General features: G+C 44.4%; 19 protein-coding genes and 2 tRNA genes. 13 read left to right on the top strand and 8 right to left on the bottom strand.

Annotation, left to right across the window (positions count from 1 at the left end):
* Positions 1-111: 111 nt before the first annotated feature.
* Entirely contained in the window at positions 112-1,134 is a 1,023-nt protein-coding gene (locus E7X56_RS10805; RefSeq protein WP_371413372.1) for a Coenzyme F420 hydrogenase/dehydrogenase, beta subunit C-terminal domain, read from the top strand.
* Here E7X56_RS10805 and E7X56_RS12365 read toward each other — a convergent pair.
* Together E7X56_RS12365 and E7X56_RS10800 are read right to left on the bottom strand one after the other, a co-directional pair.
* On the bottom strand, positions 1,120-1,266 hold the full coding sequence (locus tag E7X56_RS12365; protein WP_371413371.1) for a hypothetical protein: 147 nt from the start codon (positions 1,264-1,266) through the stop codon (positions 1,120-1,122). The genes E7X56_RS10805 and E7X56_RS12365 overlap by 15 nt on opposite strands.
* Positions 1,267-1,334: 68 nt before the next feature.
* A tRNA-Ala gene (locus E7X56_RS10800) sits at positions 1,335-1,409 on the bottom strand.
* 177 nt (positions 1,410-1,586) lie between these two features.
* Here E7X56_RS10800 and E7X56_RS10795 point away from each other — a divergent pair.
* The 4 genes from E7X56_RS10795 (at position 1,587) to E7X56_RS10780 (ending at position 4,046) form a co-directional block, all read left to right on the top strand.
* Positions 1,587-1,663 (top strand) — tRNA-Ile (locus E7X56_RS10795).
* Between the two features lie 340 nt (positions 1,664-2,003).
* Positions 2,004-2,375: a transcriptional regulator gene (locus tag E7X56_RS10790; protein ID WP_210409274.1), complete on the top strand. Its 372-nt coding sequence runs from the start codon at positions 2,004-2,006 to the stop codon at positions 2,373-2,375.
* A gap of 200 nt (positions 2,376-2,575) precedes the next feature.
* Positions 2,576-3,808 carry a 3-isopropylmalate dehydratase large subunit gene (locus E7X56_RS10785; RefSeq protein ID WP_256360063.1) on the top strand — a complete coding sequence of 411 codons (1,233 nt, stop codon included), beginning with the start codon at positions 2,576-2,578 and terminating at the stop codon, positions 3,806-3,808.
* A 25-nt stretch (positions 3,809-3,833) separates the two neighbouring features.
* Complete coding sequence (locus E7X56_RS10780; RefSeq protein ID WP_135606756.1) at positions 3,834-4,046, top strand: hypothetical protein; 213 nt, start codon at positions 3,834-3,836, stop codon at positions 4,044-4,046.
* Between the two features lie 129 nt (positions 4,047-4,175).
* On the opposite strand, the gene E7X56_RS11855 is transcribed toward E7X56_RS10780, so the two are convergent.
* The 3 genes from E7X56_RS11855 to larB form a co-directional block, all read right to left on the bottom strand.
* Positions 4,176-4,319, bottom strand: coding sequence for a hypothetical protein (locus E7X56_RS11855; protein WP_167879530.1), 144 nt, complete (start codon positions 4,317-4,319; stop codon positions 4,176-4,178).
* Between the two features lie 793 nt (positions 4,320-5,112).
* Positions 5,113-6,303: a nickel pincer cofactor biosynthesis protein LarC gene (gene larC / locus E7X56_RS10775; RefSeq protein ID WP_135606755.1), complete on the bottom strand. Its 1,191-nt coding sequence runs from the start codon at positions 6,301-6,303 to the stop codon at positions 5,113-5,115.
* A 16-nt stretch (positions 6,304-6,319) separates the two neighbouring features.
* A complete protein-coding gene (larB, locus tag E7X56_RS10770) occupies positions 6,320-7,099 on the bottom strand; it encodes a nickel pincer cofactor biosynthesis protein LarB (RefSeq protein ID WP_135606754.1) in 780 nt (259 codons plus the stop codon).
* Positions 7,100-7,299: 200 nt separating this feature from the next.
* On the opposite strand from larB, the gene E7X56_RS10765 reads away from it, so the two are divergent.
* The 4 genes from E7X56_RS10765 to E7X56_RS10750 all read left to right on the top strand — a co-directional run bounded on the left by E7X56_RS10765 (position 7,300) and on the right by E7X56_RS10750 (position 13,633).
* Positions 7,300-10,011, top strand: coding sequence for a tetratricopeptide repeat protein (locus E7X56_RS10765; RefSeq protein WP_135606753.1), 2,712 nt, complete (start codon positions 7,300-7,302; stop codon positions 10,009-10,011).
* 74 nt (positions 10,012-10,085) lie between these two features.
* Positions 10,086-12,572, top strand: a complete 2,487-nt coding sequence (locus E7X56_RS10760) for a U32 family peptidase (protein WP_135606752.1) — start codon at positions 10,086-10,088, stop codon at positions 12,570-12,572.
* Between the two features lie 4 nt (positions 12,573-12,576).
* Positions 12,577-13,164: a Maf family nucleotide pyrophosphatase gene (locus E7X56_RS10755; RefSeq protein WP_135606751.1), complete on the top strand. Its 588-nt coding sequence runs from the start codon at positions 12,577-12,579 to the stop codon at positions 13,162-13,164.
* Between the two features lie 184 nt (positions 13,165-13,348).
* Positions 13,349-13,633, top strand: a complete 285-nt coding sequence (locus E7X56_RS10750; protein ID WP_135606750.1) for a DUF427 domain-containing protein — start codon at positions 13,349-13,351, stop codon at positions 13,631-13,633.
* On the opposite strand, the gene E7X56_RS10745 is transcribed toward E7X56_RS10750, so the two are convergent.
* Genes E7X56_RS10745 through E7X56_RS10735 form a run of 3 tightly spaced genes read right to left on the bottom strand, consistent with a single transcriptional unit; the run spans position 13,630 to position 16,896 of the window.
* Positions 13,630-15,408 carry a thiamine pyrophosphate-dependent enzyme gene (locus E7X56_RS10745; RefSeq protein ID WP_135606749.1) on the bottom strand — a complete coding sequence of 593 codons (1,779 nt, stop codon included), beginning with the start codon at positions 15,406-15,408 and terminating at the stop codon, positions 13,630-13,632. The two genes, E7X56_RS10750 and E7X56_RS10745, sit on opposite strands and share 4 nt — an antisense overlap.
* 23 nt (positions 15,409-15,431) lie before the next feature.
* Positions 15,432-16,067, bottom strand: a complete 636-nt coding sequence (locus tag E7X56_RS10740) for a CDGSH iron-sulfur domain-containing protein (RefSeq protein ID WP_135606748.1) — start codon at positions 16,065-16,067, stop codon at positions 15,432-15,434.
* Positions 16,068-16,098: 31 nt separating this feature from the next.
* Positions 16,099-16,896, bottom strand: a complete 798-nt coding sequence (locus E7X56_RS10735) for a mechanosensitive ion channel family protein (protein ID WP_244603500.1) — start codon at positions 16,894-16,896, stop codon at positions 16,099-16,101.
* Between the two features lie 632 nt (positions 16,897-17,528).
* Between E7X56_RS10735 and E7X56_RS11850 the strand changes: the two genes are divergently transcribed.
* The 4 genes from E7X56_RS11850 (at position 17,529) to E7X56_RS10720 (ending at position 21,545) form a co-directional block, all read left to right on the top strand.
* A complete protein-coding gene (locus tag E7X56_RS11850; protein WP_167879529.1) occupies positions 17,529-17,678 on the top strand; it encodes a hypothetical protein in 150 nt (49 codons plus the stop codon).
* Between the two features lie 15 nt (positions 17,679-17,693).
* Positions 17,694-18,038, top strand: a complete 345-nt coding sequence (locus E7X56_RS10730) for a MarR family winged helix-turn-helix transcriptional regulator (RefSeq protein ID WP_135606747.1) — start codon at positions 17,694-17,696, stop codon at positions 18,036-18,038.
* Between the two features lie 70 nt (positions 18,039-18,108).
* Positions 18,109-20,442, top strand: coding sequence for a hydrophobe/amphiphile efflux-3 (HAE3) family transporter (locus tag E7X56_RS10725; protein WP_371413373.1), 2,334 nt, complete (start codon positions 18,109-18,111; stop codon positions 20,440-20,442).
* A gap of 35 nt (positions 20,443-20,477) precedes the next feature.
* Positions 20,478-21,545 carry a COG1361 S-layer family protein gene (locus E7X56_RS10720; protein WP_244603499.1) on the top strand — a complete coding sequence of 356 codons (1,068 nt, stop codon included), beginning with the start codon at positions 20,478-20,480 and terminating at the stop codon, positions 21,543-21,545.
* Positions 21,546-21,554: the final 9 nt, after the last annotated feature.

Here is a 21,554-nt window from a genome sequence, read left to right as displayed (position 1 = left end):
ATTGCACAAATACCATCACGTAAAACAATTACAATTAAAAATAATTAAAGTTTGTTTTATTACGAATGAGTTTTTACTACTTCCTTATCTGATCTTCTGGGGTTGATCAAAATGATAACGGATCCAATTTGTAAAGCTCATGTAACTGAGAACAGTATTTATGTCACGGATTATGGCGGGAAGAGGTACTACTTTTGTTCTGCGGAATGCAAGAATAAGTTCGACCAGCTGGAAAAGAGTGTAATACGCCTGAAGCGCAACATTGGTGAGCGTGAGAGGATCTCTTTTGGTAAGCTCAAAAAAGAGATAATAAACCTTGGCATTTGCACATTATGCGGTGCCTGTGTTTCTTCCTGTGAATCCATAGCCTTTGTGGAGAATCAGCCCAAACTGATCGACAAATGTACTGCTTGCGGTGTCTGCTATAATCAGTGTCCGAGAACGGTTACAAGGGAGGAAGACCTTGTAGGAAAACTCAGGTTCGGATATGCCGCTAAGTCTTCAATTCCCGGCTTTAAGGGTCAGGATGGGGGTGTTGTCACCTCACTGCTTGCATACGGGCTTGAGGAAGGCCTGTTGGATTGTGCCATAGTCACAAGGAAGTCGGAAGATGACCCCTGGAAAGCTGAACCTTTTATTGCAACTACCGCGGATGAACTCTTTGATTCTGCAGGAAGTATCTATTCTCACAGCATGACCATGGAGCCATTGATGAGCGCCATCAAGCAGGGTATGAGGAGCATTGCATTTGTTGGTCCGAGTTGCAATATAGATGCTGTTCACAAGATGCAGACGAGCCCATATGGCTTCCTTCATCTGTTCCTGAGGGCAAAGGTCCTGAAGTTCGGCCTGTTTTGCATGGACAGCTTCGAGCATGAGGGCATCAGGGAATTTGTGGAAACACATGGAATGGACCTCAATGACATCGAGTCCATGAAGATCCGTAAAGGTGTCTTTGAATTTGGCATGGCTGACGGTATAAAGAGTTACGATCTCTCTGAACTGGACCGGTACAGGTCTACTTCCTGCAAGTTCTGTACCGATATGGCTGCTGAGAATTCGGATATCTCCTTCGGGGGCGTGGGAACTCCGCAGGGGTGGAGTACTGTCCTGGCGCGCTCATCGATCGGATAGGAGATCCTTTGTGAGGCGATCGACAATGGCTACATCGAGGCCAGACGTCTTGAGAAGAAGGAAATGGATCGTGCCGTCAATCTCGCGAAGATGAAGAAGGTACAGATGTATGCCCTGAATCGCAGGCAGCAAGCCTGACTTATGTTATATTTTCAAAATATCCCTTGGTGGAAATAGTTCTAAGTAAAAGAAATCAATATTGGTGGACCGGTCGGGAATTGAACCCGAGGCCTCTACCATGCCAAGGTAGCGATCTTCCCCTGATCTACCGGCCCAATATCTAAACCATTACTTACCATTATCTAAAATAAAGCTATCGCTGTGTAATGCTGACGTTTCTTCTCTCACTACCTATTTTTTCATAATGATGGCATCTCTAAGCGAAATGTTAATGTACTAGAATGTGTATTGTGTAGCTCGTACGATGAACGGCATCGTGCAAGATACGCATTGGGCCCGTAGCTTAGCTAGGTGGAGCGTTCGGCTGATAACCGAAAGGTCCTGAGTTCGAATCTCAGCGGGCCCACCATCACTACTTTTCTAAAGATTTCTAAATTTATTGTTCTATCTACTTTCTCTAAATTAGTTCATTGTTTTTCACGACTTTTCAAACTACATACATTCAACTAGTTCCTTCAATTTAGTCATAGCTGACTGTTGTTCCTGCCTCTAATGACATTGGTAATACTGTATTTGAGGTGTTGAGCGAAGCGAAACATCTCGAACCGCGCTCCAGATGCGTGATCTGGATCTGGGTGAGGTTACCGATATAATATAAAAAGAAAAACATAAAATTTATAAACTAATAGATAATATCCCCTTTATAAAATACCTACTATAATGGTGGACATATGAATAATGGTGGACATATGAATAATGGTGAATATTATGTGGATGATGAAGACAGCGAGATGGTCTTGCTCCTTCAGAAACTGAATGTTTCAAAGCCTGTGGCAAAGACACTTGTTTGTTTGTTAACTGCTGAAAAGATAACTTCCCGTGAGGTCGAGATGATGTCACGTTTAAGGCAACCAGAGGTCAGTATTGCTATGACCTATCTTCAGAAGAACAACTGGGTAGAGGTCGAAGAAGTAAAGAAGAAACAGGGGAAGGGCAGACCTATTAAAGTGTATACTCTAACTGTTCCAATGGATGATATCATTGATACCATAGAGCAGAAGGTTATCTCTGAGAATCAAATGATGCTGGAGAACATTGAAAGACTGAAAGGCCTTTCATAATCTTCTTTTCTAATTACATTCTATCGATTCATTTATTAATTTATTTATTAAGTAATTCTATTGTCAATTATTTCAAGATCGTTTTTTGATCTATTATCTGTCTATTTCTCCTGTTTGCAGCTGTGGACAGATACACATATTTATCTGTTTACTGTAGTATTCAGTAAGCAAGTGATACAGGAGTTAGTCTTTTGAGTACCATAAGCGAGAAAATATTTAGCAGGGCAAGCGGAAATGAAGCAAAAGCAAACGAGTTTATCATGGCGAACGTGGACTATGCCATGGCTCATGATGGCACCAGTGTGCTTGCAGTAAGATCGTTCAAAAAAATGGGCCTTGAAAAGGTATGGGACCCAAAACGTATTGTAATTCCATTTGATCATCTCACTCCGGCAAACACGGAAACAACTGCTGCATTGCATCACGATATAAGAGATTGGATCGCAGAGCAGGGAATCCCCAACTTCTTTGATGTGGGTGAAGGCATTTGCCATCAGGTGCTTCCTGAGAACGGCTTTGCAATGCCTGGTAAGCTCGTAGTTGGTGCAGATTCCCATTCATGCACTTACGGTGCTTTCGGGGCATTTGGGACCGGTGTGGGAGCTACTGACATGTCCGAGATATTTGCCGCAGGCAAGCTGTGGTTCAAGGTTCCTGAGACAATCAAGGTGACAGCCCGGGGTAAATTGGGTAAGCATGTGCTTGCCAAGGATGTGACCCTCAAGACCATTGGTACAGTGGGTGCTGCCGGGGCTACATACAAGGCCGCAGAGTTCTATGGTGATACCATCACAGATCTTTCAATATCCGGCAGGATGACTCTTTGTAACATGGCGATCGAAATGGGTGGTAAGGCCGGTATCGTACCGCCTGATAAGAAGACATTCGATTTCCTTGAAGGCAGGGCTGTTGAAGAGTATGAACCTGTCTACGCCGACGAGGATGCTGAATACTGCGCTGAATATGATATCGATGCAGCAAACCTCGAGCCGCAGGTTGCTCGTCCTCATCAGGTGGACAATGTATGTGATGTCATGGAAGTTGCCGGCACAAAGGTGGACCAGGTGTTCATCGGCACATGCACCAATGGAAGGCTCGAAGACCTTGAAATTGCCGCTGATATCCTTAAAGGTGAGAAAGTGGCTGTCAGGACCCTCGTTATTCCCGCATCACGCTCCATAATGATCGAAGCTATTCGAAATGGAACTGCTGAAACATTGTTGGAGGCAGGCGCGACCCTTGGAACTCCCGGATGTGGTCCATGTCTTGGAGGTCACATGGGTGTTATCGCTGAAGGTGAAGTGTGCATTTCTACAGCAAACCGCAATTTCAGAGGCAGGATGGGTACTGGTGGTCAGATCTATCTGGGATCCCCTGCAACAGCTGCAGCATCTGCGCTGACCGGTGAGATCAGCGATCCAAGGACCGTTTGAACAGTATTTATGTGGAGGTAGTGAAATGGTAGAAGAACTGGATGAAGGAAAACTGGAACATCTTCTGGGACACTGGATAGAGCACAATGAAAGCCACAGCAAAAGTTTCAATGACTGGATAGTCAAGTTGGAAGCTGCTGGTTTTGAGGAAGTTGCAGGTCATATCCGCACAGCTGCTACAAAGATGGATGAATGTACTGAACATTTAAAACAGGCAAAAGAGGTCGTGAGGAAGTAAATTTCCTCACGGACGACATTTTTAATCTTATTTGCCGGCTTATTGGAAAGCCATCGATTTTTGGAAGATAAATTGCGGCAATGATATGCCACGATGGAATATCAATGCCTGACAATTAAATAACAACTATCACTCAGCTACTTTCCGAGCGGAGCTTTCAAGAACGTAGTGTGCGTTGTGTTCTTCAACTGTTCTGTCGCTTAACCTGAAACCATGCAATGCATGTGGGAAAGGCGAAGCTGATACAACTCTTACTTCTATCTTATTTACCATAAGTGTTTCTCCTTCTTAATTTAAAATAATATTTGACTCCTTTATTTTGCCCTTTGCTCCTGTTGCAGTAGGCAATTACTCACTAATCTTCAAATATATAATGTTATTTGTTTTATTTATATACTCGCTTATTTTTTGAGTTGAAATATGGTTTCATTTATCAATTATTTTATAAACAAAAAAACTGGACTAAATCTGCCTGAATATAAAGATTTCTATAATTAAGAGTTGGTACTTATAAACATTGGTGTTTAAAAAAACGATAAGTGTAGGCTTAATTGTCTGGGATTTTTTGACATTTGCAAGAAATAGATAAACATCTCCTCTTATTTTTGACAGCTGGCTTACTCAAAAAACGCAATCAATAAAACTTATGTTAAAATATTATACATATTATCTACTAATTTAATTAATTATAAACTATTTTAACGCCTTAATTATTAGTCACAACTATTATGAATAAACTAAATATGGTTATCAATAGACTTTTTTTTATCTAATATGGAAATCCAAAATTTCCAATTTTGTCCTGAAGAAATCTGGTCAAACGATCTCTGGATCAAAAGCTTACATAACTTTCCATGTTTTTCTTCTAGATAATATTCTATGATGATGTAGTCGTTGCAATCTCTTTTTAAATTAAACAAGTCGATTTGTTTTAATAAAAAATCAATTGCAATTTAATTCAAAAGTTAAAAACAAGCATCTTTCGCCTTTATTCTTCTCTCACATGGACCTGCCGCATAATTCCTCGCTTACTCGACAGAAAGTTTCTAAAAATATTTTTATTATTTTAGAGGTCCTTATACTTCTTCCATGCGCTCTCTTCTGTGCGGCGCATAACTTCTTTCAAAGGCAACCCGGTAATGTCACTGACACGGCGGCAGTCTTCGTATTCCGCAGAAATATGGAGGATTTCTCCGCTTTTGTCCTGCGCGATCTTCACAGCAACCTTATACTCCTTGTCTGCAATTGCTATAGTGGCACTGTCCATCCTGCGGTCGGCTATGAACCGGTGTTTTGTGGGAATGACGCGTACTCCCAGGGTGCCGGTCTGCCGCATAATTTCTCCTGCAATGCGTGCACTGTCTTCCGGCTTTGCTATCACCTGGATTATATGACCACTACGGCCTTTCTTCATGGTAGTGGGTGTGATGGCAACATCTTTTGCTCCGGCTTCCATCAGTTTGTCGAACAGGTTTCCGAGGACCTCTCCCGTCACATCGTCCACGTTTGTCTCAAGCACTTCTATGGAATCGCGGGATAGCTCTCCGGTGACGTCCATTAGCATTGTACGAAGAACGTTCGGCATCTCCGTATCAGCATCTCCTGCGCCGTACCCGGTCTCAAGTATCTTTCCCATAGGCAGTCTGTCCACAGGTTCTGCAAAATATGCAAGTATGGCTGCACCCGTGGGTGTAAGTAGCTCCCGTTCACCCGAGCTGTAGATGTCCAGCCCGCTTCCTTTTAGTATCTCAAGGGTGGCGGGTGCAGGCACTGGGAATGTGCCATGGGCAGCTTTTACATTGCCACCACCAACGTTGACAGGGGTGCAGAATATGTGATCAGCTTTTATTTTATGGATGGCGTAACAGGAACCAATAACATCTGCAAGGGCATCATCCTGGCCTACTTCATGGAAGTGAAGCTCTTCGAGGGTTTTTCCATGTACCCTGGATTCGGCCTCTCCGATAAGTCTGAAAACACCAAGAGCACTTTTCTCGACCTCAGCAGGTAATGCTGCAGCTTTGACGGTATCGATAAGATCTGCATATCTTCTGTTGTTCTTATCATCATGTGTTTGGATATGAACGTCCGTAGCTTCAATGCCACACTTATTTGCAGTTCCCACAGAAATAGTGACATCTACGACCGACTCAATGATCTCGCAAAGTTCAGATTCATCCACGCCAAGCCCTATAAGTCCTCCAAGGATCATGTCTCCGGATGCACCTGAGAACGGCTCAAATACAAGTGATCTCATTCCATCAACAACCCTTTTAATTATTGGAATTGCGTGCCTCAGCTACCTTGTTTGCAATTCTTGCTGCAAATGCGCCGGCAACGAATCCTGCATCAATATTGACAACTGATATCACCGAGCAGGATTGTAACATAGATAACAATGCAGCTTCCCCTTTTGCACCGGCACCGTAACCAGTGGATACCGGTAATCCTATGACCGGTACATCGACAAGGCTGGATACAACTGTTGGCAGGGTACCTTCTCTTCCTGCAGCCACAACAATGGAGTCCGGTTTGTGATCCTCGATATCTTCCATCTCTAATATCAGCCTGTGGAATCCGGCCACACCCACATCGTAAATGGACAGTGTTTCACATCCCATCTCAGAAGCGACCATCTTGGCTTCCTCAGCAACGGTTATGTCTGCGGTCCCTGCTGAAATGATCACAACCCTGCCGCCTGTTCTGGGTGCAGGGGTGCCGTTGTGTACCACAGCTGTTCCTGAACGTTTGCTCAATTCTATATTGTCATTTCCGAAAGATCTTTTCAAAGCAGTGACCTTGTCTTCGTCAAGGCGTGTAATGAGTGCCCTTCCTGTGGCATTGACCTGTGCTTTTGCGATCTCGACTATGTCATCGGCTTCCTTTCCTTCGGCTAATATGGCTTCCATTACGCCGGTTCTACATTTGCGGAAAGTGTCGAGTTTGGCAATATCCGATATTTGCACATAGCCCATTGATCGTATCTGGCTTTCTGCAACCTCAAGGTCTGTCTCGTTGTCTTTTACCTGACGTAAGATCTTCTTTAACTCCATATTCAACCTTTATAATAATGCAATGAACCTTATAAATAGAAGTCCCTTTCAGGCAAAGAATTATAACAATAAGAAGCCTAGGATGTAGCCAGAAGAAAGCGAAAAGTTAAAACATTCTTATTCCATGAATGTGATTATTACATCACTGTTCGGTATGTCCTCTAACCTTTGTATTGACAGGGCATCCCTGTGGTAATCAGGTGGAAATCAGGTACAAATACAGGTTTACAATAATGTCCAAAAGATCAAAAGATATGGCACTTCGAAATTTCAACAAAGGCATGTCTCTCCTATATGATGGTCAGCAGGAGGATGCCCTTGAGTGTTTGATGAAAGCAGAAACTGATGCAAGGGGGACCGGTTCACCGGATCTGCTCGTCAATGTGCTGCAGGCGATCGGAGGTATAATGGAGTCAGATGGCAGGATAGGGAAAGCCATTGACATGTATGCAGAAGCATCTGAACTGCTTGAGGATATGGCAGGCTCTGATCCTTCATTTGCGGAGCATAAGGCACTGTCCATGAACAAGACCGCTTCCCTTCTCTCAGAGCAGGGTGATATTCATAAAGCGATCCCTTTCTTTGAGAAAGCTGTTGTGTCCTACGACAAACTCCTTGCCAAAGAACCCAATAACGATGCTTATTGCTCAAGTGGTGCCTCCGCGATGAACGATCTTGCCACAATTCTGGCAGACGAAGGCCACAATGAAAAGGCAAAAGATATGTTCGAGAAAGCGCTGAAGCTTTCCGGCAAGATGGTCGTGCTTGATCCGTTGAACAGGGAGAATGGCACAAAGGCACTGACTATTCAGGCTAATCTGGCCAATCTCCTCTATGAGATGGGACTTATGGAAGATGCAAGAGTGAATCTGGAACGTGCATTCGATGGTTATTCAGGAACCATGAAGGATGATCCTTCAAACAGCATCTTACGAGAGCAGTCACTGGAACTTCTTGAGAAGCTTGTTGGTGCCCTTATGGCAACTGGTGAATATGACTCTGCAAAAGAACGCATATATGAGCTGGTAGAGTTGCTCCCAAGAGCTACAATTGACGATCCTTCATTTTTTGGCAAGGTCTCCGATATTTTCATGGGGCTGACAAAGCTTGCATCCGTACGTGCAGATGAAAATATGCTCGATGATACTCGTTCCATTTATGAAACTTCCATTACTGTTATCCTGAAGTTATTGGAAGAAGTACCAGATAACGGTATTTATCTGGATATATTCAGGAACATATTACTTGAAATGGAAAAGCTGCTTGCAATGGATTCTCCTGATGCTGAGAAGGAAGCGGATTATGATGTCCTGATCTCAATGTATGAAAAACTCTGCCAGATGGATTCTGCGGATCTTTCATATCGTACAAAGATCACAAAACTTTATGATGGGAAGGGCAGTTTCCTTATGAATGCAGGCATGATGGAGAAAGCTATTGCCATGTATTCAGAAGCATCTGAAATGGTTGAGGATATACCAGATTCCAATCCTTCATTTGCGGAGCATAAGGCACTGTCCATGAACAAGACCGCTTCCCTTCTCTCAGAGCAGGGTGATACCCTTGAAGCGATCCCTTTCTTTGAGAAAGCTGTTGCATCCTATGACAAACTCCTTGCCAAAGAACCCAATAACGATGCTTACTGTTCAGGTGCTGCTTCTGCAATGAACGATCTTGCCACAATTCAGGCAGATGAAGGTCACAATGAAAAGGCAAAAGAAATGTTCGAGAAAGCGCTGAAGCTTTCCGGCAAGATGGTCGTGCTTGATCCGTTGAACAGGGAGAATGGCACAAAGGCACTGACTATTCAGGCTAATCTGGCCAATCTCCTCTATGAGATGGGACTTATGGAAGATGCAAGAGTGAATCTGGAACGCGCATTCGATGGTTATTCAGGGACCATGAAGGATGATCCTTCGAACAGCATCTTACGAGAGCAGTCACTGGAACTTCTTGAGAAGCTTGTTGATGCCCTTATGGCAACTGGTGAATATGACTCTGCAAAAGAACGCATATATGAGCTGGTAGAGTTGCTCCCAAGAGCTACAATTGACGATCCTTCATTTTTTGACAAGGTCTCCGATATTTTCATGGGGCTGACAAAGCTTGCATCCGTACGTGCAGATGAAAATATGCTCGATGATACTCGTTCCATTTATGAAACGTCCATTATTGTGATCCTGAAGCTATTGGGAGAAGAACCTAACAATAGAACTTATCTGGAAATCTTCAGGAATATCTTACTTGCTATGGAAAATTTGCTGGTAATAGATTCTCCCGAATCGGAAAAGGAAGCGGACTACAACGTCCTGATCTCAATGTATGAGAAGCTCTCCCGGATGGTGCCTGTGGACCTTTCATATCGCACAAAGATCGCAACACTTTATGATGATAAAAGTAGGTTCCTGATGAAGGCAGGCAGGACAGATGATGCCCGCCAGAGCTACAATATGTCACTGGGCATCAGGGATGAGCTGATAAAAGCAGGAGAATCACCTCTCTTGCACGAGTTTGGAATTGCTTCCATTAAGAACAACCTCGGTACCCTGTTAGCACAGGATGGGTATTTTGGAGATGCAAAGACCATGTTCGAGGAATCCCTTGAAGGCTATATGGGTCTATTCGACCGTATTCCTGATGATCCTACATATGAGTATGGTGCTGCACTTACATTGAACAACCTTGCCAAACTGCTTGCTGATATGGACCGCCATGAGGATGCAAAGCGTATTTATGAATCCGCGCTGGAGATATATGCAGGGCTGCTAAAATCCGAACCTGAAAAGGTCAGTTACAAGAAGCATGCATCCCGAACACTTGACAATCTGGCTTCCTTGCTTGGGAAGATGGGTCGTGAGGAAGATTCCCTGCGTATGCATGAGAGTGCCAGGGAATTATTAGAAGACATCTGATAAGAGGGGTGTCTTAATTTAGATGAAAGGTCCATTCGATCTATGGGTGGATCCCTTCCACAAGATGTGATCTGATGATATTAAAAAATGATAAAAAGGTCTGTGATGTTCCTCCTGAGGTTCTCGCCCCTGCAGGAGATCTCGACGCGTTGATAGGTGCCATTAAAGGTGGTGCAGATGCGGTCTATTTTGGTGTGACAGACCTTAATGCAAGAAAAGGTGCGAAGAACTTCTCCATGGAAGACCTTGAAGATACTATTGATATGTTGCATTCCCATGGTGTAAAAGCATTTCTGGCATTGAATATACCTATCAAGCAGAAGGAGCTTCAGCATGCTCTGGATGTTGTGGACAAAGCCTATTCCTTCGGTGTGGATGCTATTATCCTGCAGGACCTTGGTCTTCTTCGGATCCTTCATGAGATCTATCCGGATCTGGCACTGCATGCAAGTACGCAAATGACAGTCCACAGCATGAAAGGTGTAGACTTTGTTGCAAACGAAGGTGCTGTTCGTGTCATCGTTTCACGTGAACTCACGGTGAAGGAAATTACTGGCATCGTGGAGCATTCCGATACCGAGATCGAGATCTTCGTACACGGAGCTCTTTGCTATTCTTATTCTGGGAAGTGTCTTTTCAGCAGTTTCATGAGTGACAGGAGCGCTAACCGCGGAGCCTGTGCACAGCCCTGCAGAAGGCCATATAACTTCGTTGTGAACGGTCGTAATGTCAATGTTAAAGGTGTAGGCAGGTTCCCGATAAGCTGTGCTGAACTGTGCACACTTTCGGAACTCGATGAGATCGTTGGTACAGGTCTTCGAAGCCTTAAGATTGAAGGAAGGATGAAGAAACCGGAATATGTGACCGAAAGTGCAAGTGTGTACAAGCGGGCAGTAGAAGCGATCTGCAATGAAGAAAAGCTTGATGATGCCGAGATCGAGGCGTTCGAAAAGGACCTTGCACAGATGTTTTACCGTGGATTCACAAAGGGTTTTGTTCTTGGCGAGAGGGATGTTGTCCACTCTAAATACAGTTCAAGTTATGGTGTTTACCTCGGGAAGATCAAGGAGATCTCCACTTACAAGTATACAACCAATTTAACCCTGACTCTGAAGGAAGATATCCAGGTAAAGGATGGTGTAGGAATACACACAAAGGCAGGTGTGCTGGGTTCTGCGATCAATAAACTTCTGGATGCTAATGAGAACGAAATAAAGACCGCGAAGAAAGGTGAGAAGGTCATCATTGAGATCAGCTCAAAGACCGGGAAAGCTGTTGTCAGGGGTAATGAGGTCTACCTTACAACTGATCAGATGCTTCTGGAAAGCCTTCAGAGAACTAAGGCAAAGGGACTTCCTGTAAGCATCGAAGTGACGGCTGAGGTTGGTGAACGATTAAAGGTCAGTATGACCTCCGGTGAAATGAGCGTTGATGTCATTGATGAGTTTGAGGTTCAGGAAGCCAAGAAAGCCCCGACTTCTGAGGAACAGATCGTTTCGGCAATGGAAAAATTAGGAGATACTTCATTTTCGGCATCTTCGGTGGATCTGAAGATCAATGGAAACATCTTTATTCCTATTGGTGTGCTCTCAGGTGCAAGGAGGGAAGCTGCGGAAAACTTGCTTGAAAAGATCCTTGCACAATACATGAAGGAAGAAAAACATCCGCAATTATCAGAGATATCACACTTCTGTGTGGACGATAGTGTCTCCAAGGATGAAACGCAAACTCCACTTCTGAGCGTGGAAGTGAAGAATGCAGGCACTCTTTTCGATGCTGTGGATATGGGTGCGGACATAGTCTACCTGCCGATCAGGAAGCTGCACGAGTTGATGTTGGAAGAAAATGCCGGGAAACTGGATGATGCCAGAAGCAATTCTGAAATAGTTCTTATGGCACCACGCATAAGCCACGAAGCTGAGCTCATGGAGCTATTGCCGCTGATGGAAAAAGCAAAAGATGACGGTTTCCACATTGCCTGCTACACTCTGGGGCAGGTCGAAGTTGCAAAACAGCTCGGAGTGCCGTTCGTGGTGCAAAAGGAGTTCAATACTTTCAATTCTTACACAGCAGATGAGTTCTACAGGGCCGGGGCATATCGTGTCACATTATCTACCGAGCTGAACCTTGATGAGATCAGTGATGCTTGTGATGACATTTCCTGTCGTGGTAAGGAACATCAGCTGGAAATAGTTGTGCATGGAAGGGAACTGATGCTTATCACAGAGCATGACCTGTTGAAGCCTTTGCTTGAGCAGGGTAGTGCTACGGCCAGCAGTGAAGTGCTTATGGTAGATTCAAAGAGTGTGGAATATCCCGTAAAGCGTGTGGATGAAAGGACGCTGATCTACGATTCCAAAGTGCTGGACATGCTCGATAAAATTGATGAACTGAAGAAATGCGGTGCAGATGTTATGCGTCTGGACCTGTCCCTGTATGGCAAGAGGGATGTAAAGGAGATCACTTCAGCATATCGAAGAATGCTTGACGGTAAGCCTGCAGAACTTCGGCCCAGAAGAGGTGTGAAGTTCTCCAGAGGGCATTATTTTAAGGGTATATGATATCATGCGCAGGATAGTTCTTGCATCAGCATCTCCTCGGAGGAAAGAGTTGCTGGGGCAGCTTATCGGGGACAATTTCGAGGTTTGTGTGAGTTCATATGATGAATCTCCACAGGTCGGAATGGATGCAACCGAATTGGTTGTCCACCATTCCCTTTCCAAGGCAAGGGATGTTGCCGGGAAGTTCGATTCAGGCATCACCATCTCGGCTGATACTGTGATCCTCTGTGAAGGGCAGGTTCTTGGAAAGCCACACTCTCCTGAGAAAGCAAGGAAAATGCTTGATAGTATCAGTGGAAAGGTCGTGCAGGCTATCACGGGCATGACGGTTCTGGATATTGATTCCGGGGAGGATGTCAGCATTTCCGAGATAACGGATGTGAATATGAAAAAGATGTCCGGGGAGGAGATTGCTTCCTATGTAAGGTCAGGGGAACCGCTGGATAAGGCCGGAGCTTTTGCGATTCAGGGGAAAGGTGCCATACTTGTGGAAAGTATCAGGGGAGATTTCTTTAATGTTGTCGGTCTTCCGTTGTTCAAATTGGGCTTGATTCTTGAGGACATGGGCGTTCATATCTTTGATATCGAATAACGTCATTCCCATTCGATATATTTAATAACTCACAACTGTTGGCGCATCTTACAATTACAATTACATTTACATTTACAACTACAACTATGGCTACGACTACAACCTGAAAATTCCAGCTTACCACAATCCACATAAATAATGCTTTACAACTTCTTTTAACCAGTTATTCAGGAGTGGATATATAATGGCAGTAGCGAAATGGAATGGTGTCATACTTGCAGAAAGCAATGCGGTGAAGGAGGTCGAAGGAAATCTGTACTTCCCACCGGATTCCGTGAACAGAGAATACATGCGGGAATCAGATACCCGTTCGACATGTCCCTGGAAGGGTCTGGCATATTACTACGATATCGTTGTAGGCGACGATGTGAATAAAGATGCAGCCTGGAATTATCCAGATCCCAAGCCTGCTGCAAAAGAGATCACAGGTCATGTTGCATTCTGGAAGGGTGTGGAGGTAACTCCTTAATCCACCCTCTTTGTACTGGCAGCTGTCTTCTCGGGGTCTACGACCACGTCAATAAGTGCTGCTTTTCCTGAATTGAATGCTTTTTCCAGTGCGTCGTCCAGTTGTGTGGGGTCTTCTATCCTGTAGCCTTCCCCTCCGGCAGATCTTGCAAATCCTGCAAAGTCAGGGTTCGGGAAAGTGACTCCGTATTCCGGATAGTTGTCCCTTAATTGCTCTTTCTTTATGTTCTTGAGCTTGCCGTCGTTAAAGACAATGACGTTGATGCCAAGCTCTTCCCTTACAGCTGTTGTGAAATCACCCATGAGCATCCCGAATCCACCGTCTCCTGTTACACAGATGACCTGTTTGTCAGGATAGTCAAGCTTTGCTGAAAGGGATGCAGGAAGTGCAAAACCCATGCTCGCGATGTTTGCTGACATGAATGTCCTCTGTCCTTCACAGACGAACTTCTTGTAGAACCAGTATGTATGGTCTCCAACATCGACACAGATGATGGCATCTTTGTCTGCATGACGTTTGATAGCTTGCACAATATAGCCGGGATTTATTGGTATGGACAGGTCATTGGCATCGGTTTCCAATTCTTCCCTATGTATCTTTTTCATCCGGTCGATGTTCTCCAGGAACTCTTTGTTCTCATTCTTTTCATCTATCTGAGGCAACAGTTCCTTAAGTACAAGATCTGCGTCGCCGACAATTCCAACATCCACATCAAAGGTCTTTCCTATCTTTGTAGGGTCGATATCGATCTGGATTATCTTTATGCCAGTAGGTACGAGGTTAGCCTGTCTGAAACCGGAACCAATTATGACTATCAGGTCAGAATCCTTGATCGCCTGTGCAGAATGTTTTGATCCGATGGACCCCAGGACGCCTACGCTGAAGCGTTCGGTCTCATGGATCACACCCTTGGCTCTTGATGTGGTTGCAATGGGAGCTTTAATTTTTCGTGACATCTCCAGCAGCAGTTCCTTGCTGTGCCGGGAACCCCATCCTGCAAAGAGGGTCACTTTTTCACATCCGTTGATAAGTTCCGCTGCCCTTAGTACATCCTCCTCCTTTGGAGATGTCTTGTTCCTGAAAACTCTCTTTTCAGGCAAATAGATCTTACCACCAAGTTTCTCGGCAAGAATGTCTGTAGGGGTGCTAAGAACCGAGACTCCCGGTTTTCGGTGTGCGTACTTAACTGCCGTGGTGAGTAACTTTAATGCCTGTTTATCCCTGGCAATGGTCTCGGCAAATTCAGTGAATGGCTTGAACAGCTCGATCTGGTCGATCTCCTGGAATGCTTCGCTTCCAAGGTATACTTCCGGCACCTGACCTGCAAAAGCAAGTACGCAACTCCTGTCGGTGGCAGCATCCATCAATCCGGTTATCAGGTTGGTACAACCGGGTCCGGCAATGGAAATACACACTCCGAGTTCGGATGTCATCTTTCCATGTGCTGATGCCATGAATGCAGCTGTTTCCTCATGGCGTGTGAGAATGAAACGTATATTTTCGCTCCTTCTGATGGCATCGATAAGTGGAAGATTTGAATCTCCTGGTATGCCGTAAACGTATCTTACACCAAACGCTTCCAGTTGCTCGACGATCTTGTCAGCAACAGTTGTCTTTATATCCTGATCTTCCTTTGCACCGCCTTCCTTGACAAATGCGGATTTCGGTGCTCCGCAGACCGGGCAGGTGTAAGTATCGGGCAGGGAGTCAAAATCCTGCCCTTCTGCTTCTTCGTCATATGTCCAGTTGCAAACCGAACATTTGTATTTACCCATGTCATCCCTCGCAGTCGTTCGGATCAGTTCTTCTCATCCTTGAACTCGACATACCAGTGTTCGCCATTACAGAACGGCTTGTTCTTTGAAGCACCACATCTGCAAAGAGTGTAGTGTTCCTTAGATTCAGGGGTATTTCCATCAGGATCATCAAGTTCGACCCCGCCTACTACTTCATAGGGTCCATCCTTTGAGATAGTAACTCCAGGTTCTCTGTCAAGTTCCTTGTGTAGCACACCATCTTTTGTGTAGCTAAGGGCACCTGATGGGCACATCTCGATAACTCTCATTATGTCTTCCACACTGGCTCCTTCAGGATCGATCCATGGTTCCTGCTTCATCCTGAATACTGATGGGAGGTTGTCTGTACAGTATCCTCTGTGGGAACAGACTCCCCTATTGTCGTGGATAGTAATATCTTTTCCAACATAGTCATCCACTTTGTCAGGTTGCCTGCCTTCGAGCTTCTCGCCGGTGAAACCTACCTTTACATGTGTACCGTCGCAGAAAGGTTTGGTTGATGACTGTCCACAGCGACACATGGCTACCATGGGCTTTGGTTCAAAAGTATCTCCTTTTGAGTTCTTCAGGTTGTTAAGGTCCTTTGCAAGGTAAGGACCGTTAGTTGATGGCTGGATGCTTGTTTTATTCTCTGTCATTTCTAAGTTCCCCCTTATGTCAGATAATTCATTATTTGTCCATATGGACATCCAGTTGTGGGTATGGAATTTCGATGTCTGCTTCTTTGTATGCATTCAGAATTCCGTTGGTAAGATCGCCTTTGACACCCCAGTAATCCGATGTATTTGCCCATGCACGAAGCTGGAGATTTATAGATGAATCTGCAAGTTCAGTAGTGACAACAGCAGGTGCAGGGTCAGCAAGGACCATTGAGTTGTTCTTCATAAGGTCCATAGCAACCTGGATGGCCTGATCCAGCTTTGTGTCGTAACTGATGCCAACGTTAACATCAACTCTTCTGGTAGGCATTCTGGTCGCATTCTCGATGGCGCTTCCCCAAATGACCTTGTTAGGAATGGTAATGACCTTGTTATCGGGCGTAAGCAATTCTGTTGCCATAAAACCAACAGCACTTACACTTCCTGAGTAGCCTGTCACTGATACATATTCTCCTTTGTCGAATGGTCTCAGTGTGGCGAGCCATATGCCTGCTGCAAGATTTGTCAGTGTGTCCTGCATTCCGAAGCCAAGTACCAAGCCTATGACTGCTGAAAGCCCGACTACTATCGAGCTAATATCAGGACCAAGTGCTGATACCGTTGCAAGTATGACTGCAACATACAACAATGCCAGAACGAACCTGGACAGGAATTCTGCTACAAGTTCGGGCAGTTCTGTTTTTTGAAGTCCGCTCTTAAATATTCCCGCTATGATCTTTGCTATAATGATACCTACAACAAGTATTACCAAGGCTGATAGCAAATCAAAATATGTCAGATTCATGTATGGTAGATTTTGTGATAGCATGTGATCAACTCCCTTAATTTTAAAACAATACCCATTATTTGTTGGTGTTGATGTGTATATAAGGGTATTGTAAAATTCTCTGACAGGGATGTTCTATGGGGTCTGCATCTCATCGATTTACGATCTGATGAGTTCGATAGGTTTTGTTTTGGTATTTATATGTGGGGTTATGCAACATATTGGTCATGCTATAGTTCGATTTACTTTATCCATTAATTCAATTTTATTTTCAAAAGTTACAAAATATCGTGAATAATCATTGACAAATATCTTTTTATAACATCACTCCTTTTAGGGGGCTGACTCCAAACGGGGAGGCGTGTCTGATGATACTCCTCCTCCAACTCTTTTATCTATGTTTTCTGTTGTTTCATTTTGCTTTTAATACTCCAGCTGTTGCTCTTTTTTAGAATTTGTAGTGTTGTTCTGTTTGTATATTTTGTCAGTTGAGATTAATTCTAACGCGCGCATTTATCGACAAACACAAATCAAAATGGTCGTACTTGCCAGCAATGTCAAAAACCTTATATAATACTTAGAATATTAGAAAATCGAACTATTAGTTTATCAAACAATTCGATTATCTAATTGTTGCAGTTTCAACGTTGAGTACTGGGTTCAGGAGGTACAATTTGGATAAAATTGAGCAATTCGTCAAATTACATGTGGAAATGGAACATCTCAAAAGAAAATTAGAGGGTAACATGACTGAATGTTTCCTGAAATATGAAGGTTGTACCAGTGCACATAAGACCATGAACAAGGCCCTTCTTCTCATATAGGAAGAGGGCGAGATCATGCCTTCTACCCTTGCAAGGTTCCTGGAACTCAAAAAGAGCAGTGTTACAAGCCTTATCGACAGTCTTGAAAATGAAGGTTTTGTCTGTCGGAAAGGCGATCCTTCCGATCGCAGGAAAGTGTTGATATCTGTTACTGAAAAAGGTGTGGAACACACTAAGAAGATCATCCATAAAATGTTCTCAGTAGCTAAAAAATGTATGAGCGATCTGGATGATGAAACGCTTGAAAAGGCTATTGAAGCACAGCTGATCCTACTCAAATTACAGCGCCACATGTATGATCGGTCGGTTGAACTGATCGACCAGAAATGTTCTCCTGAGGCCATGGTCAACAATAATTAATGAGGAGGCGACCACCATAAAAAATGTATTCGAAAAACTGGGGATATTTATTGAGAACAATACTATCCCTATAATATTAGTGGCATTATTGCTTGTCCTTGTTTCTGTTCAGGGTGCACAGAACATCACTATGGAATCGGGAACTGAAACATTTGTTGAGAAGACCTCGCAATTGTATCAGGACTTTGATCATCTTTATATGAATATTTTTGGTACTGAAGCCATTGTCATAATGGTGGAGGACGGTCAGGTAAGTGATCCTGCCTTGTTACAGGCAATGGATCGGCTTGGCCACATGTCTTCTTCACTTCCCGGTGTGGTGGGGGTGCAAAGTGTTTCATCGGTTGTCAAAGATGCCAATTTCGCTCTTACCGGTGAAGCAGTACTTCCTGAAGACAAGGTAGAGTTGGAGTCTTTTATCACTCACTATGTTCCTGAACAACTGATGCCAGACAGTACTCACACACTTATCTATGTTGAAATAGCAGGTTCGGTAAGTGATGATCAGAAACAGGAGATATTAAGGGAGATCGAGACATCAGTTGCTCTGGCAGAATTCCCTCCTGATTATAATATTATAGTAACAGGGGAGCCGGCTTTCATGGTTTCCATGAACAATGCCATGATGTCAAGTATGGCTGTACTGCTTGGGCTTTCGGTCGTCCTGATGATCGTTGTGCTATATCTTGTGTTCGGCCATGTCCGGTGGAGACTTATGCCCCTTGCTATTGTATTGCTGGGTATAATCTACACTTTCGGTGCCATGGGTTATCTGGAGATACCAATGACCATGGTCTCAATGGCAGCCTTCCCTGTGCTTATAGGGCTGGGTATCGATTATGCCATCCAGTTCCATAATCGTATTGAAGAAGAACTTGAGCGTGGTGAGACGCCGGCAGAGGCAGTGGTGGATACTATCAAACACACCGGTCCGGCTGTCCTGATCGCACTTATAATTACGGCACTGGGTTTCTTTTCCCTTTTGACATCAAGCGTGCCCATGATACAGGACTTTGCAAAGCTGCTTCTCATAGGTATTGTGATGTGTTTCCTTGCTTCCCTGTTCGTCGGTGTGACCGTGATATATGGTCTTGACAACATGCAATCCATACGCAAGGAGAGGTTCGGACATTTATCCCTGACCGGCAAAAGTAAATCAAAGACATCATCCTCGGATTCCGGTGAAGCTAAGCCGGATATGCTGGACAGGTTCCTGGGTCGTACTACCCATTTCACTATAAAACATCCTTTCATGATCCTGTCGATTGCCGTTCTGGTCTGTGCCGGTGGTCTGGTGGCTGATACCCAGGTTCCTATTCAGACAGATACGGAAAGCTTTGTACCGCAGGACCTGCCGGCATTGGTCGACCTGAAACATCTTTCTGATATTACAGGAGGCGAGGACCAGCTGAACATTATTATAAAGACCGATAATGTTGCTGATCCTGATACTCTGAAATGGATGGATGAGTTCAGTATTCACGAAGTGGATAACCGGAACAGTATCCTCGGGGCGGAAAGCATGGCAACTGTCATTAAGTCAATGAACGGTGGCGTGATCCCCGAAAGTGAAAGTGAGATCAGGTCGTTGTATGAACAGATGCCTGCCCAGCAGAAAGACCGTTTCATGTATGGGGAGAATATGCTCTTGCTTAACCTGAACATTGGTGATGCAATGGGAAGCCTTGGTATGGAAGGGATCGAAGTTCTTACGGATGTTGTAAGGGATGACATGCTGTGGATGTCCCCGCCTCCGGGGATGACTGCTACAATAACCGGAAGCAGTGTAGTTTTCACAGAGGTCATTGGAGCTCTCACTTCAGGAAGGGTCTTTATGACATATCTGGGATTGGGGCTGGTATTTGGTGGATTGCTTTTGATCTACCGTGATCTTCTCAAGGCCCTTGTTCCGGTAGTGACAATGTTCATGGTTGTCGGCTGGTCAGGAGGACTGATGTACCTGATGGGTATGGAATACACACCAATGACAGCTACACTGGGTGCACTTATCCTTGGTGTGGGTTCTGAGTACGCTGTACTCATGATGGAGCGGTATTTCGAGGAAAAAGAAAAAGGTGCCACTCCTGAAGAAGCAATGACCGAAGCAGGTGTCAAGATCGGAAAAGCTATCATCACTTCCGGACTTACGACGCTGTTCGGTTTTTGTGCACTGGTAGCATCCGATTTCAATATTATCAGCAGTTTTGGAATGATCACTGTAATAGATGTAGGGCTTGCCCTGTTCGCAACATTTGTGATCTTCCCGCCTGTGATGGTATTGCTCGACAATTTCCGTGAAAAGAGGAAATCAAAAAAGATAATACTTGATGGATCATTTGAGGATGATATATCAACGACAGAAACTGGAAAATATGGAACTGATCCGGGGGCTGATGCCTTTTGATGACGAACTGTAAAAAAACACAAAAAAACAAATATGTGAATTCAGCGGTCATGATGGCTGTTCTGCTGACTGCGGCTTTGTTTGCGGTCACTGCATCTCCTGTAGGAGCAAAAGAGTTCATACAGCCGACCTATGAGTTCTCTACCAATTATTATGATGCCTACGGTGAACCTGATATCTATGCTTCCGTTCTTGGTGACACTGTATTTGAAAGGGGTGAGACTACACAGGTCCGCATTGTCCTTTCGAACAGAGGTGTACTTTATGGATTCAAGGCTAAGGCCGATGTAGGGACAAGCGAGAAGGACCATGCAAAGTCTTTAAAGGAAATTGAATATGAGTCTTTGAGGACGACTGCTTTTGGGGTTAAGGCTGAGATGGTCTCGACCATAGATAATATAGAGGTCGACCCGACAACAAGTGTTCAGACACTTGACAAGCTATACCCGGGAGTACTGCCAGATGATCCGATGTCTTTTACCATCACGATCTCAGACAATGCACCTGCGGGTAATTACGTGCTTTTGTTGCCTGTTAGTTATGAATTCCAGAGTCAGGTCGAGATGACCGATGGAAGTACTGTGAGGCTTGGCTTGCCTGATCTTGATCATACAACATTTTACAAGACAAGGAATACTACACTTCAGATCCCACTGGTGATTGAGCCAGCTGCAAAGTTCGCGGTGTCCGATGTGGAGGGTGAACTTACATCCGGGCAGTCAGGTATCATTAATGTGACCTATACGAATGTGGGTGAGGTTGAAGCAGTTGATGCTTTTGCCCGAATAATTGTTATGAAACCACTAAGTTCCGACAGGTCAGTCGTGAACCTGGGTACTATTGCACCGGGGGAGAGTAAGACTGCTTCATTCGATCTTGCTGCGGAGATATCTGCAGTGGAGAAGAATTACGGAATTGATAGTGAGATCAAGTATTGTGATGAGGACGGCGAGATCGAGTTCTCGGACAACATTATTGTTGAGGTTCCGCTCAGGTCAAGGGAAGCCCGTATCAGCATCACGACGCTGGCACTTGCAGGAATACTCCTGATCGGAGCTTACATGGGATACAATACAATGCGGAAGAAGGATGACAAAAAATAACACTTTGGC

The sequence above is a fragment of the Methanococcoides sp. NM1 genome, assembly GCF_900774285.1.
Taxonomy (GTDB): domain Archaea; phylum Halobacteriota; class Methanosarcinia; order Methanosarcinales; family Methanosarcinaceae; genus Methanococcoides; species Methanococcoides vulcani.
The sequence above is the reverse complement of the archived record's forward strand: the minus strand, read 5'-3'. Positions and strand labels throughout refer to the sequence as shown.